The organism is Mycolicibacterium llatzerense (assembly GCF_000878195.1).
Classification (GTDB): domain Bacteria; phylum Actinomycetota; class Actinomycetes; order Mycobacteriales; family Mycobacteriaceae; genus Mycobacterium; species Mycobacterium llatzerense.
On record NZ_JXST01000040.1, the window covers coordinates 1 to 15,725 of the forward strand.

The 15,725-nt window shown below is 65.7% G+C and carries 13 protein-coding genes; 7 read left to right on the forward strand and 6 right to left on the reverse strand.

Annotated elements, in window-relative coordinates; translation table 11 throughout:
• The 6 genes from TL10_RS23265 to TL10_RS23290 form a co-directional block, all read left to right on the forward strand.
• On the forward strand, positions 1-642 hold a 642-nt coding region (locus TL10_RS23265; protein ID WP_234711523.1), incomplete at its 5' end, for a hypothetical protein.
• A gap of 37 nt (positions 643-679) precedes the next feature.
• The gene (locus tag TL10_RS23270; RefSeq protein ID WP_043987536.1) at positions 680-1,102 is read left to right on the forward strand and encodes a hypothetical protein; all 423 of its coding nucleotides are present in this window, start codon (positions 680-682) and stop codon (positions 1,100-1,102) included.
• A 5-nt stretch (positions 1,103-1,107) separates the two neighbouring features.
• Complete coding sequence (locus TL10_RS23275; RefSeq protein ID WP_082068052.1) at positions 1,108-2,022, forward strand: phosphoadenosine phosphosulfate reductase domain-containing protein; 915 nt, start codon at positions 1,108-1,110, stop codon at positions 2,020-2,022.
• 21 nt (positions 2,023-2,043) lie between these two features.
• The gene (locus TL10_RS23280) at positions 2,044-2,280 is read left to right on the forward strand and encodes a hypothetical protein (RefSeq protein ID WP_043987537.1); all 237 of its coding nucleotides are present in this window, start codon (positions 2,044-2,046) and stop codon (positions 2,278-2,280) included.
• A gap of 58 nt (positions 2,281-2,338) precedes the next feature.
• Entirely contained in the window at positions 2,339-2,755 is a 417-nt protein-coding gene (locus TL10_RS23285) for a hypothetical protein (protein ID WP_043987538.1), read from the forward strand.
• Complete coding sequence (locus TL10_RS23290) at positions 2,752-3,066, forward strand: hypothetical protein (protein WP_043987539.1); 315 nt, start codon at positions 2,752-2,754, stop codon at positions 3,064-3,066. Before TL10_RS23285 ends, TL10_RS23290 begins: the two co-directional genes overlap by 4 nt.
• Before the next feature lie 49 nt (positions 3,067-3,115).
• On the opposite strand, the gene TL10_RS23295 is transcribed toward TL10_RS23290, so the two are convergent.
• Together TL10_RS23295 and TL10_RS23300 are read right to left on the reverse strand one after the other, a co-directional pair.
• Complete coding sequence (locus TL10_RS23295) at positions 3,116-3,625, reverse strand: hypothetical protein (protein WP_043987540.1); 510 nt, start codon at positions 3,623-3,625, stop codon at positions 3,116-3,118.
• Between the two features lie 78 nt (positions 3,626-3,703).
• Positions 3,704-4,162: a hypothetical protein gene (locus tag TL10_RS23300; protein ID WP_052506513.1), complete on the reverse strand. Its 459-nt coding sequence runs from the start codon at positions 4,160-4,162 to the stop codon at positions 3,704-3,706.
• Between the two features lie 357 nt (positions 4,163-4,519).
• Between TL10_RS23300 and mobF the strand changes: the two genes are divergently transcribed.
• Positions 4,520-10,450 carry a MobF family relaxase gene (gene mobF / locus TL10_RS23305; protein ID WP_234711524.1) on the forward strand — a complete coding sequence of 1,977 codons (5,931 nt, stop codon included), beginning with the start codon at positions 4,520-4,522 and terminating at the stop codon, positions 10,448-10,450.
• A gap of 49 nt (positions 10,451-10,499) precedes the next feature.
• Here the strand turns inward: mobF and TL10_RS23310 are convergent, their stop codons facing one another.
• From TL10_RS23310 to TL10_RS29775, 4 genes are all read right to left on the reverse strand, one after another.
• Positions 10,500-11,291: a hypothetical protein gene (locus TL10_RS23310; protein WP_043987541.1), complete on the reverse strand. Its 792-nt coding sequence runs from the start codon at positions 11,289-11,291 to the stop codon at positions 10,500-10,502.
• A 172-nt stretch (positions 11,292-11,463) separates the two neighbouring features.
• Entirely contained in the window at positions 11,464-13,314 is a 1,851-nt protein-coding gene (locus TL10_RS23315) for a type II toxin-antitoxin system prevent-host-death family antitoxin (RefSeq protein ID WP_043987542.1), read from the reverse strand.
• Between the two features lie 96 nt (positions 13,315-13,410).
• Positions 13,411-14,778 (reverse strand): PPE domain-containing protein, encoded by a 1,368-nt coding sequence (locus tag TL10_RS23320; RefSeq protein WP_043987543.1) that lies wholly within the window; start codon positions 14,776-14,778, stop codon positions 13,411-13,413.
• Positions 14,779-14,883: 105 nt separating this feature from the next.
• Positions 14,884-15,702, reverse strand: coding sequence for a DUF2637 domain-containing protein (locus TL10_RS29775; RefSeq protein WP_052506514.1), 819 nt, complete (start codon positions 15,700-15,702; stop codon positions 14,884-14,886).
• Between the last annotated feature and the right edge of the window lie 23 nt (positions 15,703-15,725).

Consider the following 15,725-nt stretch of genomic DNA (forward strand, 5'->3'; position numbering starts at 1 on the left):
CCACGATGTGGGCCAAGTTCGGTCAACAAGACCAATCCGAATATCTACTCGCACGCCAGCAGGCCCGATGAAATGAAGGAGAACAGTGCCGAATACAGCACACACGAATATAGACCGTCCGCCAGTCCCCGAGGCGGTGTCGGCATGACCAGCCCCACCCTGACCACGCAGCGGTTCGGTGTGAAGGTGCTGACCATCCCCGGAACCCCAGCCGTCTACGTCAATGACCGGCTTCAACGCGGGTGCGACGGCGAGCACCATCCCGACGAGGGAGACGTGAGGATCGACGTGTCCAGTGCCTCAGGTAGACCCCTCAGTGATGATGATCAGATCATCCACAACGGGCAGACCATCTACCGTCTCGCCGGGGCCAGCAGGGGTTTGCAGTTTCTCTACGGCGTCATCTGCGATCAATGCAAAGCCGAAATGCCCCCTCGTGAGCAAACCCCTCCGTGGACCGGCCTCGCCGAGGACGATCCGGCGAACTGGGAAATCAGCTACGACCTACGCGCCCAACGCGAAACCTGGCGAGCCTCACATTCTTTCATGTGGAGGCACACACACGACCGGCAGTACCGCAGCCATAACCTGCGCTTCTTCGTCGACGTCATCATCCAGCCCTACGACGAACTGTGGGGTTAACGCAAATGTTGTCATCTGATGTAAGGGCGGTCTCGGCATGAGCACCAGCGCCCCCATGTCATTCGACATGCGCTCCTACCCCTTCCCCCCACCGCCCGGGTTCCCCGCACCACGCACGGGCATCATCGAAAAGCTGCTCGCTCGCGTATTCGACCGTCGCCGCATCGGTCACGACGTCGCTCCATACCGGCCTCAAGACGGCGGCGTGATGCGCACCAGCGATGGCGCCGTATACATCCCCGAGGCCACGCCCCCGGTGCTGCCGATCATGGGATTCACTCCGCGCCACACATGGCGGCAACACGCCATGGCCAACCGCAGTCAAATCCAGGCGCTGGACCGCTACGTGAACGCGCTCTCGACCGAGTTGCGCAGCGCCTCAACGCACCTCCCGGCAGCAGACCGCCAGCGAGTCCTGACCCTGATCGGTGACACCACCACTGGCGACGGAACGTGGTGACGCCGATGTCCACTCACGCTCACCTGCCGTTCAGCTGCGCCGCAGACGAACTCGGCACCACGCCCAGCGACACCGCCCCGGCAACCGTCACCGCCGGGCCAACCCCCAACCTGACCGACTACGACGTCATCCTGGTCAACTCCAGCGCCGGCAAGGACAGTCAGGCATCACTCGATGTCGTGGTCGAGCAGGCCTGCGCCGCAGGTGTCGTTGAGCGCGTGGTGGTGGTTCACGCCGACCTCGGCGACGCCGAATGGGATGGCGTCCCCGAACTGGCCGCCGAACACGCCGCCCACTACGGCTTGCGCTTCGAGCTCACCGGCCGCACCGCCTCCGACGGACATACCGAGACGATCCTTGAGCGCGTCGCCGCGCGCGGCATGTGGCCCGATGCCGCCCGTCGCTGGTGCACCAGCGACCACAAGCGAGGGCCGATCCGCACGGTGATGACCAAACTGGTCGCCGAGCTGCGTGACAGCGGCACCGTCACCAGCCGCCCGGTGCGGCTACTCAACGTCATGGGGCTGCGTGCCGAGGAAAGCACCGCCCGCGCCCGCCGCACGGCCTACACAGCCAACCCGTCGGCATCCAACGGCCGCCGCCACGTCGATGACTGGTACCCCATCCACCACTACACCGTCGTGGACGTGTGGGACCGGATCACGGCAGCCGGCACACGGCCACACCCCGCCTACGCCGCAGGCATGTCCCGACTGTCCTGCCGGTTCTGCGTACTCGCTTCCCGCGCGGACCTCGTGTGCTCAGCGCGCCTTAACCCTGCGCTAGCCGACCGGTACGCCGCCGTTGAAGCCGCCGCCGGCCATAAGTTCCGCGCTGACCTCGCGATGGCCGACATCATCGCCGAAGCGCGCGGCCAGCAGCCCCAGCTTGCCCTGCTCGATCTGGCCGACATCGCCTGACGACCGGAAGGAAACCACGCCATGTACCGACTGACGATCGACCAGGCCGCCCACCGGCCCGCAGTCGTGAGCATTCACTCAGACCGCACGACGGCCGCCGCCGCACTCGCGGACTACCTGACCGCTCACGACTGCGACCCTGTGCCCAACCAGCTCACCGACGCTCACCAGAGCTACGACCTGGTGAGCCTGGCCGAGCAACGCGTCATCGCCACCGCCACCATCGAATTCCACCAACCCGACGCCAGGGCGGCGTGATCGTGGCTAGAACCGACGGCAGCGCACTCGGTGGCGCCAGGAGCACACGGGGGCAACGATGACCGACGTGCACACGGCGCTGGCACCCTTTCGAGTCGATGACGCCGCCTTTGACGACTGGATCGACCTCAAAGCCGACACCATCGAAAACGAGCTGCCCTCCCTCGGAGCGCTACCGGGCCCCGCGGCGCTGCTCGGCGGACTCGTCGAGGAAGCCACCACCATCGGCCCGCTCGTCGGCGACCGCCGCGTCGAAATTCAACTCATCGTCGCCGACGACCCACCCGGCCCTGGCTACGTGCTGATCGTGCGCCCACGCGGCAACCCGGCCCTCCCCGGACTTACCACCGGCTGGACGCACCTGACCTTCCCTGATCCCGAAGACGAGCCACGCGACGCACTGTGGCGGTACCTCACCACCATTTGCGATCAAGCCAACCAACTGCTAACCGACCCCAGGAAAGTACTGCCATGATCGACAATCGCCCGTACACCTTCGAGTTGGCGCATGATCTGCTGGCCGACCGCACTGCCGGCCGCGACCTCGAGGGGCATTACGCCAACGCCGAACGCAATGGCGTCGCTCGCGCCGCCCTGGACCGAGCCGCCGCCACTCTGCAGCGCCTGGCGCCCGAGGATTTCGCGACGTGGATACGACACGAGTACCTCGTCGATGGCTGGCTACACGGCTACGTCGATGTCACCGCGGGTTCCGGCGACGAACTGACCACCTGGGTGCTCGGTCAGCTGGCGGAAGCGCATTACAGCTCCGACCGGCCCGCGTAATCCTTGCGCAGTACATCAGGCTGCCACGCGCCAATAGTGCAGTCCCTGTTCACCACAGCGTTGGTTGAGCCGTACCGAGCAGCGCCGCGCTCACCCGGCTAGCGTCCCAGCCGTCGGCGACGGCCGCGCGTATCGCGCGCGAGCGCTCGGCCCGGGCTCTCACGCCGGCGCCGCGCGCCACGATGGCCGGTCTGCCGCCGCCGCGCCGCATGCGTACCATCCGCTCCATGTTGTCGCGCTGGCTGCCGCCGACGACATGCTCGGCGATGCCGCGCTCCACCTCGAGCAGTGAGACAGTTCGCGCGCACACCGGGTTGTCACAGGTGTGCAGCGCGAAAACCGTTGGTTCCAATACCTTCCCGCCCAGCGAGAGCGCAAGTGCGTACCGGGAGCTGCGCACGACGCGTCGCACGCCATCGCGCCTGACTCGAAAGACGCCATAGCCGTCGTCGCTCAATGCACCCGACCACACCCAGCAGTCGCTGTCGAGTGGGCCGGTGACAATCCGACTGCGGAACCGCGCGATTTCGTCGGCATGCTCGATAGGGTCGACGCGCAACGGTAGCGGTTGCGAACACCCCCGAGGGCGCGTCACCGACTGAATTCTACCGTTGCCCAACACCTTCGATGCTCCGCGCTACTGGGCGCCCACGACGGCATCGCCTGCCGGCGTCCCGTCCGCGTCGACCGATGTGCGGTTGGGCAGCGGCACCACCTGAGCTTCAGTGCTCGGTGCATCGGCGACGTCCGCGGCCTGGGCTTCGGTGGCGTACCTGAGGTATTCCCGCACCCGACTCACGCCATATCCCGTCGCCGTGCTGATGTTGGACAACGTCTCCCCGCGTAACCGCATCGCCTGCAATGCCTTTCCGGCTGCCGTGCGGTGCGCCTGGCGCTTGCGATCGGCTTCTTCCTTGAGCTTCTCGATCCGATCGGCCAGCCAGGCGTCCACTTCATCCACCTGCGCAACGCGCACCGTGAACTCCGTCAGATCGCCAATGTTGGCCCGCTCGCGCGCTTCTCGCGCCTCAGCGATGCTCTGCTGCCGCTCCATGAGACGCCGGCGCGCCTCCTTGCGGCTCGTGGTCTTCTCCATGGGTGCCGATGATAAAGCCACCCCCGCACACTTTTTCTCGATGTTGCCGCCGACCGCCGACCGCCCGGTTTCCCGCACGCCTCTCGCGTCATACCTCACCCCCCCAGCAGTCGTTTGCTGGTGATCAATTTCGGTCACCTTTTGTCGTTCTCTCATCCCCTGCCGTCACCTTTCGCTTTGACCCCCCGTTTCCACCATCGGGCCGTTGACCTGCTCCTACCTTTTTGCCCCCCGCTTCGCACCACACACCTCTTGCACTAAGGTCACGAAACGGTAACGGTCGGGTTTGCGGTAGCCCGTTACAAGACAGGGAAAAAGCGTGCGGGGGTGGCCTTATGGTCACCTCGTGATGCGGCCATGATGGGCATTCACAAGCTCTCAGCGGGCGACGGGTACCTCTACCTCATCCGCCAAACTGCCGCGCAGGATGCCGAAACCCGTGGCCGCACTTCACTTGGCGACTACTACGCCGAAAAAGGCGAGTCACCGGGGCGTTGGGTCGGCAAAGGACTCGCCGGCCTGTCCGATCTGCCTTCGCGAACCCTGACCACGGACGCGGAAGACGCGATGTGGCGCGTGGACCCCGGTTCGATGGTCACCGAGGACCAAATGAAGGCCCTCTACGGGCTGGGGCTGCACCCAAACGCTGGCAGGATCGCCGAACACATGATCATGGCAGGCAGCGGCAAGGCCGCCGCGAAAGCCGCTGTGAGCCTTGGCCGCCCGTTCGTCATCAACGACGCAGCCACCGAGCTGCAACGGCGGCTGGCCGTGGCGTACCGGGACCACAATCTGAGCCAGTCCCTGCCGTGGAACTCTCCGATCGACGAGACGCTGCGCGCCCAGATGCGCACCAGCATTGCCCGCGAAATGTTCGAGGCCGAGTACGACCGTCCACCGCTGGACGAACGCGAACTGACCGGTTTCATCGCCACCCAGACACGCGATCAAACCACCTCCACTGCGGGCTATGACCTCACGTTCAGCCCCGTCAAGAGCTTCTCGGTGCTGTGGGCGGTGGCACCCCCAGAGTTCGCGAAAATCCTTGAAGGTATTCATGATCAGGCCGTCGCCGACACCATTGAATACATCGAAAACAACATGGTGTTCACGCGTATGGGCGCGCAGGGAGTGGCCCAACTAGACACCGAGGGGATCATCGCGGCGACCTTCACTCACCGCGACAGCCGCGCTGGAGACCCTGATCTGCACACGCACGTGCCGATCAGCAACAAAGTCCGCGCGAAGGGCCATGACGGCATTTATCGGTGGCTGGCCATCGACGGCCGTCCGCTTTTCAAGGGCACCGTCGCGGCATCGGAGTTCTACAACTCTCGCATCGAAGCGCTCAGTATCGAACGGGCTGGGCTGCAATTTGCCGAGCGCCCGCCAACTGAACGAAGCAAGCGTCCAGTCCGCGAGATTGTTGGCGTACCCGGCGAACTGAACGAAGAATTTTCGTCGCGCCGCCACATGATCAATCACCGCTACACCGAGCTGGCGAAAGCATTTCAGGCCGACCACGGCCGCGAACCAACCACTGCCGAAGCAATCGCCCTGCACGAGCGAGCCAACCTCGAAACCCGTGTTGCCAAGCACGAACCGCGCTCTCTGGCCGAACAGCGCCAGCAGTGGAGAACCCAAGCCATCGAGGTTCTCGGCAGCGAACACGCCCTCGCCTCCATGCTGGTCCAGGTCCGCACCCCCGGCCGCCGCTCTGTCGACGACATCACCGACAAGTGGGTGTCCGAGACGGCCGCCGCGGTCGTCGAGACCGTGTCCGAGTCACGCTCAAGCTGGCAGTACAACCACATCTACGCCGAAGCGTTGCGCGCGGTACGGGCCGCCGGCTGGGCCACCGACCTTGGGCTTGTGGAAGCAGTGACCGCCGCCGCGCTCGATGAACCGAACAGCCTCGCCCATGCCCGCGTCGGCGACGCGGACTTGAACGAACCGGACGTACTGCGCCGCCGCGACGGGGCCAGTGTCTACACCACGCACCGCACCGAACTGTTCACTTCTCCGGAAATCCTGGCCGCCGAGAAGCGGATTCTGGCCGCAGCCGGCCGCACCGACGGACGCACCGTGGATCGTGAGACCGTCGAAATGGCGCTGCTGGCTGAAACAGCAGAGCGTGGGCGAACATTGAACGCCGGCCAGGCCGCGATGGTGCGGGAGATGGCGTGCTCCGGTGCACGCTTCCAGCTGGCGTTGGCACCCGCTGGAACCGGCAAAACCACCGCCATGTCGGTGCTTTCGCGGGCATGGGAGGAATCCGGCGGCAATGTCCTGGGACTGTCACCGAGCGCGAGCGCGGCGCAAATTCTGCGCGACGACATCAGGACCACCACCGACACGATCGACAAGCTCATCTGGCTGCTGCGCCGCCCATACGCCACTGACGATCCGGCCCGCGAGTGGTTCGACAAGATCGACGAGAACACCCTGATCCTCATCGACGAGGCCGGTAAGGCCGGGACACTGCAACTCGATGAAGTAAACACCCTCGCCGAAGCGCGCGGCGCGCGCATCGCGACCATCGGCGACGACCGCCAACTCGGGTCCATCTCGGCTGGCGGCGTCCTGCGTGATGTCGAGCGGATCTACGGCGCGCTGAGCCTCACCGAGGTCATGCGATTCAAGTCGCGCGCCGAAGCCCAAGCCGGTTTGGCGCTGCGCGAAGGTGATCCGTCCGCGCTGGCGTTCTACGCCGATGCCGGCCGAATCCACGTCGGGTCGGGCGACACCATCATTGATGACGCCTACAGCCGCTGGGCCGCCGATGTTGCCGCCGGGCACGACTCCACGATGCTGGCTCCCACGAACCCGATCGTCACCCAACTCAACCAACGCGCCCGCCTGGACCGCCTGGAGGCGCTCGCTGCCGACCCGGAAACAGCCGCCCTTTCCCCGGCCAAGATGAGGGAAACCTCTCTCGCGGACGGTCTGCGAGCATCAGCCGGCGACATCATCGCCACCCGTAAGAACAAGCGCTATCTGCGCCTGGCCGGCGGCAAAGACTACGTCCGCAATGGACAGCGTTGGCGCGTTGATGCCGTCACAAGCGGCGGCGATCTGAAGGTCTCCCGCTTGGACAACGGGCAAAAAACAACGCTTCCTGCCTGGTACGTCAATGCCTACGTGACCCTGGGCTACGCCTCCACCATCGACGCCTCTCAGGGCATGACCATCGGCTCGCGCACCACCAAGGGCACCTGCCACGTCATCGGATCAGCGAACCTCACTCGCCAGCAGATGTACGTCGCAATGACCCGGGCGACCGACGAAAGCCACATTTACGTCGAGACCGCCGAAACCGACGCCCATAAGGTCCTCACCCCGCGCGCCACCCACCCGGACACCGCCATCGACGTCCTGACCAAGGTGCTCGCCACTGACGGCGCCCAGGTCTCGGCCACCACCGCCGACAACGTTGCCAAAGACCCCTTCAGCCGCCTGGCCGGCGTGGCGCGCTACTACACCCACTCGGTCGGCGCGCTCGCCGAGAACAAGCTCGGCCCGGAGACCATGGCGACGATCGACGCCGCCGCCGACCAGGTTCACCCCGGACTGACGCGCATGCCGGCGTGGCCCACCCTGCGGATGCACTTGGCCACCATCGCCGTCGCCGGGGACGACCCGATCATCGCCCTGCAGCAAGCCGCCGCCCGCCGCGAACTTGGCAGCGCCTGGGACGTGGCCGCGGTGCTGGACTGGCGCCTGGACTCCAGCGGTGCCCACTCCGCGCACACCGGCCCGCTGCGCTGGCTGCCCGATCTGCCCCGAGGAATGTCCGACGAAGAGAACATCTACCTGCGGGCGCGCGCCGATCTGGTCACCGAACTCGCTGACGCGATCCGCACAACCGCCGCCGGATGGGACGCGACCACTGCGCCCGCGTGGGCACGCCCACTGCTGGCCGCCAACCCCCAACTACGCGGCGAAATCGCAGTCTTCCGCGCCGCGCACGACGTCCCCGAAGCCGATACCCGTCTCACCGGCCCGGACCAATACGCGGTACGCGACCGCAAGATTCAGCGCCTTCTCGAAGACCTCGCTGCCGCCGAAATCGGCCGGACCGCACCCGACACCACCCGGTTCAATGACCTCGTCGACAAGGTCGACCCGCGCGTGCGCCGCGACCCGTACTGGCCACAACTGGCCGCCCACCTGGCCAAGATTGCCCGCACCGACATCGACTTGGCCCAGCTCATCGACGATGCAGCCTCCGATGGGCCGCTCCCGGACCTGATGCCAGGCGCTGCCCTGTGGTGGCGCCTGGCCGGGCGGGTGCAGCCCGCGGCCCTGGAAGCGTCCACTCCCTATTTGCAGCCCACATGGCTTGCCGATCTGCACACCGTGTTTGGGACAGCAGTCGCCGAAACGATCATCGCCGACCCCGCATTCGGCCGCTTGGTCGCCGCCGTGGACAACGCTGACCCGCTGCGCTGGAATCCGATCGACCTCCTGCACGTCGCGCACGACCATCTGCGCGACGTCGACGCTGAGCACTCCACCCCGATCCGGCCCGACGAGTACGCCCTGCTGCTCACCTACTCGATCGACCTGTTCGCCACCGCGAATCCGTACGACCACATCGACATCCCGGTCCCCCACGAAGAACCGCTCAGCGTTGAAGAGCACGAGGAACTGGCCCACCGGTTCCCTGATCCCGAACACCCGCTCGAGCATCCAGACACGCACGCAGGCCTCTCCGATGACGCCCTGCTGGAAAAACTCGGCCTCGGCTACGGCGGCAGCCTTATTCCCCCGGACCTGGGCGACGACATCCCGCCAGACCCGTACGAGTACGACGGCTACGCCGGCGAGGACGCCTTGGCGTTCGAGGACCTGCTCACCGAACGGCCGCCCACCCGACCCGTGGCCGACGTCTTGGCCAATGTCATCGAGCTGCGCGGCCGCTACCACGCTGCCGGCGAACAGCTCAAACGCCTGCGCCGGGCGGTCATGGCCGATCAAGGACCGGCCATGACCGCCGCACAGGACACCTTGCGTGATCTGCGTGCCCGCGCCGACGCCGATCGCCCTTACATGCTCGCCGTTCAAGATGTCATGGCGCGGTGGGCGGACGCCGAGCAGCACTACGACAGCATCATGGCCTGGGTCACGCACGAACGTGCCGAACTGTCCCGTTTGGAGGCTGACCCGAACGCCGACGAGGTCGCCGTGGACCTCGCCCGCTCGGGAGTAACGCTGGCGATGTCGAACCTCCCCGAGCAGACCCCGGCCGAACAATTCCACGCCGACCTGACCGAGGCGTTGACGCGGCGCGCCGAGGCCGCCGGCGGCGCTGACCGCATCGTCACCGCCGAGGACGTGGACACCGAACGCCGCCGCGCCATGGCCCAAGACTGGAACGCCGTCACCGCCGCACGGGCTGAGCGCGACCGCCTCGCCGGTGAACTCGACCGCGCCGAAAGCGCCACCGCAATAGCCTTCGCCGAAGCCGAAACCCGCAATGCTGCACACGTTTTGGATAACGTCGCGGCGCTGCACACCGAGATGGAAATGCTCCGCTCCGCCGGTTCCTACGTCGTCGAGCGAGGATTCACCATCGCCGATTCCAACACCGACACACTCACCAGCGATACGCTGCACCGCCTCAATGCGATCACCCGCAGCGGGTTCACCGTGACCGCTGTGCACGCCGGCGACGACAACGTCGCCCTCGATGCGCTCGGTGTGCTGCATACCGCCGCGACGACCAAGGGCCGCCGCATCCTGTGGTGCAGCCCCTCCGCCGAACGGGCCGCCCGCATCGTCGGCCCCGACGAGGCAGACTCGGTGCTCACCGTCGAGCAGGCTCACCAGCAGATCGCCACCGGCCAGTACGAACTGGACTCGGACACCACGATCGTCGTGGACCGCGCAGGTCTGGCATCGCCTGACGTGCTGGCCGACCTCGCCGAGCAGGCCGACGACCGCCGTGCACGCGTCGTTCTGGTCGACGGCGACGAGCGCGGCTGGCCGCCAGCCCCGTCGGCGCCGATGCTCAAACTGCTGCACCGCGACCTGCCCTGGTCGGTCACCCTGTCCGTCGAGTCGGCCACCCCGGCCCGCCGCGCCCTCCAACCCGACCGAGACCCGTTGCTCGACCAGGCCGAACGCTGCGACCCGGCAATCCTGACCAGCGAGGTCACCGAGGCTCTGGAAGAACGCCGCCGCCTACGCCGGGACCACGAATCCGGCAACCGGTTCCACAACGAACGCTGGCGTCTCGCTGACAAGGACCAAGACCGCACACGCGACGCGGGCCGCGAACGCTAAACCTGCGGCGCCGAATTCAGCGCTGATCACCTCGATGTCCAACAGGCCCTTACGGGCGCCAACCCCTGACCACATCACTGTGCCGCGTGTCTGCCGGCCACCAGAACAGGTTGCTGCGCAGGAGGTACCGCAGGTCGTGCCAGCCGATGTCGTACACCGACGTTGGCGGATCGGCGTCCAGATCAAGTCGGCTGGGTCGCCACGATCTGCCCGGAGTGGTCGGTTGTGCCACAGAGTTCTGCGGCAACCACACGGGGTGTTCGGCGATCTCGGCCACGATGACTGTCTGCTGACGTTCATCTTTACGATTCGGGACCGGTCGATCATTCTCGTCGGTGATGACCGCCGCCACCGACGCAATTTCCCGGGCGTGCAGGAAGCGCGCGGCGCTCACCGCCAGGTCGCGTGCATCCCAGCGGTCCAGTTCAGCCTGACCAGTCAGGTAGACGACCGCTAGCGTCCCCTGGGTGTCTCCCGGGGTCCAGTACTGCACGATCGGCGTCCTGCCTGGGCGAGCGCTGATCGGCGGCCTCAGATAGCGGTAGATGTCGGGTACAGGCTCGGCCGCAACGAATTGCGCCCGCAGCAAGTGGCTGGCCCCACCGAAGCTGGTGGGTGTAGGCGAGCACAGTGGATATACACGCGGGATGCCGCGATACGGTACCCGTCGGTTGGCCCGCGATTGTGCGCGGTAGTCGAACGCTTGCGCCAACGTCCACAGCCGCTTTTTTCCTCGACTGCCGATTGTGGGTGCGGGAAAACTGTTGTCGCCGCACACATAGTTGTCGATGCTGCGCGTCGTCACACCCAGCATGGCAGCGAAATCTGACGCCGTCACCATCGGCACATGCCAGACTGATGCCGACGCTAGCGTGCGCTCTGGCTCGTCAAAGTCGTCGACGTGCACCTGGTGCCCCTTCTATTGGACTACCGAGTTCCGAACATCGGAAATGTGGAGGCGAATCATGTTCCAGCCGAGCGCATTTCGACATACGCCCAGGCGTCGTTGATATTTATTGGTCCAGCCGCGGTGCCCCGACCGTCGCAATGCGTTCGATCAGGTGATCGCGAACTGTCTGTGCGCTATCAGCGTCGAGGCGTTCGCCGGTGAAGAACAGCCGTACTGGTGTCGACTCGCCATCGTCGGCCGAGCCCAGGAACGCTGCGCCGCAGTCGGCTCGCGAGTCGGCGATGTTTGTAGAGCCAATCAAAATCCGCGCGTCGGCCATCCAGATGGAGGCCAGCGCGAGCCGGAAGGCCGACGATCCGACGCGCTGGCCGGGCCAGATCATCTCGACATGTCGTCTGAGCGTCTGTGCCGTGACGAGAAGGTGCACCTTGAGTCGGTAGCTCTCGACGACATCGCGCAGGAGGGTGGGGTCCTGCATAAAGTACGGGTCGTCCAACTCATCGGCAATGACGAGCAATTCCGGCTCTGCGTCCATCGTGGCGGCTTGCTCACGCCTTTTCAGTTCCGCACGAATCACGTCGGCGAATGCGGCCCAGTCCTGTGCCACGGTGATGTGCGGCAGCTTCGCTTCCTCGGTGAATTCTTCGGACCACTTTTCGAGCACAATCACCTGTACCTGTTCCGGGCTGTAGCTCGCTCCGAGCGCCAACATGATGGTCCTGATCGCCTCGCTCTTGCCTGATCCGGTGCGTCCGACGATCAGTCCCGGCATGGCGTTGTGGCCGAGTCTGGTCAGGTTCAGCACCGCCGGCCCGGTGGCGGAGAGGCCGAAAGGCACGACGACATCACCGTCGCTGACCACCGACTCTGACCACTGAGGCTGCCAGGTGGCCACATCGTCGATGCCTAGTGCGTCGAGGAAATCCTGCGGGCTGGTCGGGTCGGGCATCCGCTGCGGCGGCGAATCGCTATTGGACTCTTCGGGTTTCGTGCTTTCCGCAGCTGCGTATGGTGCCACGATTTGGATCATGCGGCCGCCTGAGCGGCGCTCATAGAATTCGGCGTGTCCCGGGAGCCGTGACGCTGGCCGTACGTCATCGATGATCGTTTCTCGGGGGCTGCCGTCGAGAACAACGACCGTCGCGCCGCCGATGTCCATGGCATTGATCAGCTTGTTGCTGCGGCCCTTGGCATTCCAGTTGTCGGATGTTATGGCGGCGATGACGTGCAAGTCCAGGAGCCGGGCATTTTGAACGGGCTCGACCAGCGGTGCGAGGACTGTCGAGAGCGAACTGCTACCTGACAGTAGATGCAGGTCATCGACGATGAAAAACCACTTGGGCCGGACCGGATTCCATTCTCTGAGCTGTGCGGCAGTCAGATCTGGGGGCGGACGGCGCTGATCGAGCTTGTGGGCGAGCTCGTGCGCGGCTTGCGCGATCCGGCTGGGGTCGTACAAGTACACAGTGCGGTACTCGTCGGTTAGTTCATCGGTCAGCCGCATATCGGGGTCAAAAACCACCACCTGGGCTTCCTGCGGGGTGTAACGCGCCATGATCGCTTCACAGACCGCCTGCAGGAACGTGGTTCGCCCGGACCGGTTGGTGCCGGTGCAGTAGGCGTGCGGGTATTGCTCCAGGTCCAGCCACACGGTGCTCATGTCGTCCTCGTCGATCCCGATCGGGAGCGCGTGCCGCGGCGCCGAAGGGGGCAGCGGTGCGAGGTCGGCGAACGCCACGTGGGAGGGCATCGCCTGCCACGACTGTCCGACTGTGGCAAGGTCGCCCTCGGCCGCTTTGAGTTTTTCCAGGTCGGCGATGCTGACGAGGGCGCCCGCTGGCGTGTTTCCTTTGACGATCACGAAGCGCCGGCCCGCGGCAACCTCTTTGAGCATCCAGGATGATTGCCGTGCCAGATCGGTCGCCGAAACCAGATCGCTCATGTCGATACGCATGATGCGACCCTATCGCCGCCAAACCCGCTGTGTCACGTGGTTTACGTAATTTTTTACGTATTTTTTTACGTACTGCCGCGCCAGTCGGGTAACCGATCAGGCCGGTAGCACTGCCCCCGTCGGCGGCGACGGGTCCAACGGGTCAATCTTCAAATCCTTACTGGGAAGCCAGATGCCAGAGTGCGGCAAGTACTCATCCCAGCCGTACTGGCCAAGGGCACCAGGCGGCAGGAACTGGGCCTTCGGGAAAGCCGATTGTGGAACCCAGGCGCCGGAACCCTTCCCCAACTCAACCCATGGCACCGGATTGCCGTGCCCGTCGTACACCGTGGCCGGCCCGGGCGCGCCGGGCTTGAGGATTTGCAGACCAGGCAGTTCGTCTTGACGCACCCAATTACCGGTGCCGTCCCCCAGCTCAACCCAACGCGGTCCGCCGGGGGTGTTCGCCGGACCCAGCCCGTTGGGTCCGCGAATGATCGGCGCGTAGTGGTGCTCGTCGCCCGGCTTGTAGTCCACGGCCTGAACACCTGGGGTGTTGCGCCCGCCGGGGTCCGCATTGCCACTGCCGCCGCCCTTGGCGATAGGCGGCGCGGTTTTCAGCGACTCAGTGGCCGAGGACAGGCTGCCCTCGGCCACCTGGGTGTGGTAGTCGGCCATGGCGGTGGTTGCCTGAGTCTGCTTGTGCGCGATGTCTTGAGTGCGCATCTGCACTTCCGCGGCGTTCGCGCCCTTGGTCGCGGCGAACCGCTGCATCGCGGCTTGAAGGTCTTGATGCGCCTGGGCGAACTCGTGGGGAGAAGGGGTGTTGGCTTTGGCGGTATCGAAGCCTTGGGCGACCGTGCGCGCGTGGCGCGACAGCTTCTCAGCCTCATCCCCCATGGAGTCCAGCCAGGCAGCATGCTCACGGGTATTCGCGCCGGCGCGTTGGTGACCGTCATCCCAACTGGCGTCAATGGCGTGTCCGGCGTTGATGATCGTTTCGGCCTGCCGGCGTAGCTGTTGGGCGTGGTTGGCCCACTGGTCAGCGAATTGGTGCAGGCTCGATGATCCCGGACCACCGTAGAGCGCCTGTGAGTGGGCTTCGCCCGGCAGCGGAGCCGGAGCCGTCGGAACCGACGGGATCACCGGGACGTCCGGGTGCGGTACCGATGGAATGGTGGGAGCGCTGGTGGCCGGACCCGAGCCGGCGCCGCCGTTGAGGATCGAGGACGCGTTGGCGTCGTCCTGGCCCTGCAGCATCAAAGCGGTGCCGGCGACGGCGAGCCCACCGACTTCCCGTAGCGCGCTGCCGTGGTTGAGCAGGGTGGCCAGCGCACTGGACGCGGCGTTGATTTGTGCGACAGCTGAAACCGAGGTGAGGTCAAGTCCGGGTGGTTCGGCAACCGCCGGGGTGTGCAGTCCTGCGCTGCCCGACAGCTGTCCGGCCGCGGCGGTCAGACCCGTGGCATCGAGAATGATCGTCATCGGTGTAGCTCCACATCACTGGTCGACAAAATGGATGGGGCCACTGCACCCCCCTAACTCGATGATAATCGGGCCTGCGGGGGCCGTCGGACTCCAATTTTCTGGTCAGGATGCGACGGCGATCGGTTCGCCGCGCAGGACAGCCGCGCTGGCGTCGATGATCTTTCCCACGGTGTGATGCCCGATGCTCAGTCTCCGGCCGATGTCGCGGTTCGCCATGTTCAAGTCGTAGCTCATCCGCAGGACTTCTGAAACATCGTCAACGCCAACGTCCTTGACATTGACGACCGTCAGCACTTTGCCCGCAAGATCAGCATATTTGCCCCGTCCCGGCTCAGTGGTGGAGGCGGGCAGCGCGGTGGGAGCGGGTTCATCGACCGGGGCTACGGCGGTGGTGTCGGGCCGCGTGGTGGGCCCGACGGCCTCAGCTTCGGCCCGTTCGGCAACGACCTGTGTCGCTGGTGCGGTTGCCTGGCCGGATTGTTTCGCGGCGCCGCGGTGCCATTTCATCCTGAGCAGGATGGTGAACCCGTGAATGGTGAGTGCGCCGAAGATCGGCGCGACCCATCCGACTACCGCGCGCCAGATCAAGGGCAGTTCCTGGTTTGGCGGCAGGATCGCGTGCAGGTCGTTGGCGATGATGCTGATGAGCAGGCCGCCGGCCAACACGCCCCAAAAGAAGCGTTTCTCGCGTTTGCTGCCGACGACGACGCCGAGAGTGGCCAGCACAGTGGCGCCGTCCAGTGCGCCGGGCCACAGCCAGGCTTGGTCTGGCGGCACGTGCGCGCGCGTGGCGATGTCTTTGAGGGTGCTAAAGCTCAGCCTGATCGCGGCGTAGCCGACGCCGATCGCCAGCAGGGCGGCCACTACCCGGATGAGGTTGATTGCCCACGGGGTCAGGGGCATGCGGTCGTCGGTGGACATGCGGGTGGTCCCTTCCAGAGCGG

Coding starts and splice junctions, on each gene's coding strand:
- TL10_RS23270 (WP_043987536.1), top strand. CDS start 680: ATGAGCACCAGCGCCCCCATGTCATTCGACATGCGCTCCTACCCCTTC.
- TL10_RS23275 (WP_082068052.1), top strand. CDS start 1,108: ATGTCCACTCACGCTCACCTGCCGTTCAGCTGCGCCGCAGACGAACTC.
- TL10_RS23280 (WP_043987537.1), top strand. CDS start 2,044: ATGTACCGACTGACGATCGACCAGGCCGCCCACCGGCCCGCAGTCGTG.
- TL10_RS23285 (WP_043987538.1), top strand. CDS start 2,339: ATGACCGACGTGCACACGGCGCTGGCACCCTTTCGAGTCGATGACGCC.
- TL10_RS23290 (WP_043987539.1), top strand. CDS start 2,752: ATGATCGACAATCGCCCGTACACCTTCGAGTTGGCGCATGATCTGCTG.
- TL10_RS23300 (WP_052506513.1), bottom strand. CDS start 4,162: ATGGAGAAGACCACGAGCCGCAAGGAGGCGCGCCGGCGTCTCATGGAG.
- mobF (WP_234711524.1), top strand. CDS start 4,520: ATGATGGGCATTCACAAGCTCTCAGCGGGCGACGGGTACCTCTACCTC.
- TL10_RS23310 (WP_043987541.1), bottom strand. CDS start 11,291: ATGGTGACGGCGTCAGATTTCGCTGCCATGCTGGGTGTGACGACGCGC.
- TL10_RS23315 (WP_043987542.1), bottom strand. CDS start 13,314: ATGCGTATCGACATGAGCGATCTGGTTTCGGCGACCGATCTGGCACGG.
- TL10_RS23320 (WP_043987543.1), bottom strand. CDS start 14,778: ATGACGATCATTCTCGATGCCACGGGTCTGACCGCCGCGGCCGGACAG.
- TL10_RS29775 (WP_052506514.1), bottom strand. CDS start 15,702: ATGTCCACCGACGACCGCATGCCCCTGACCCCGTGGGCAATCAACCTC.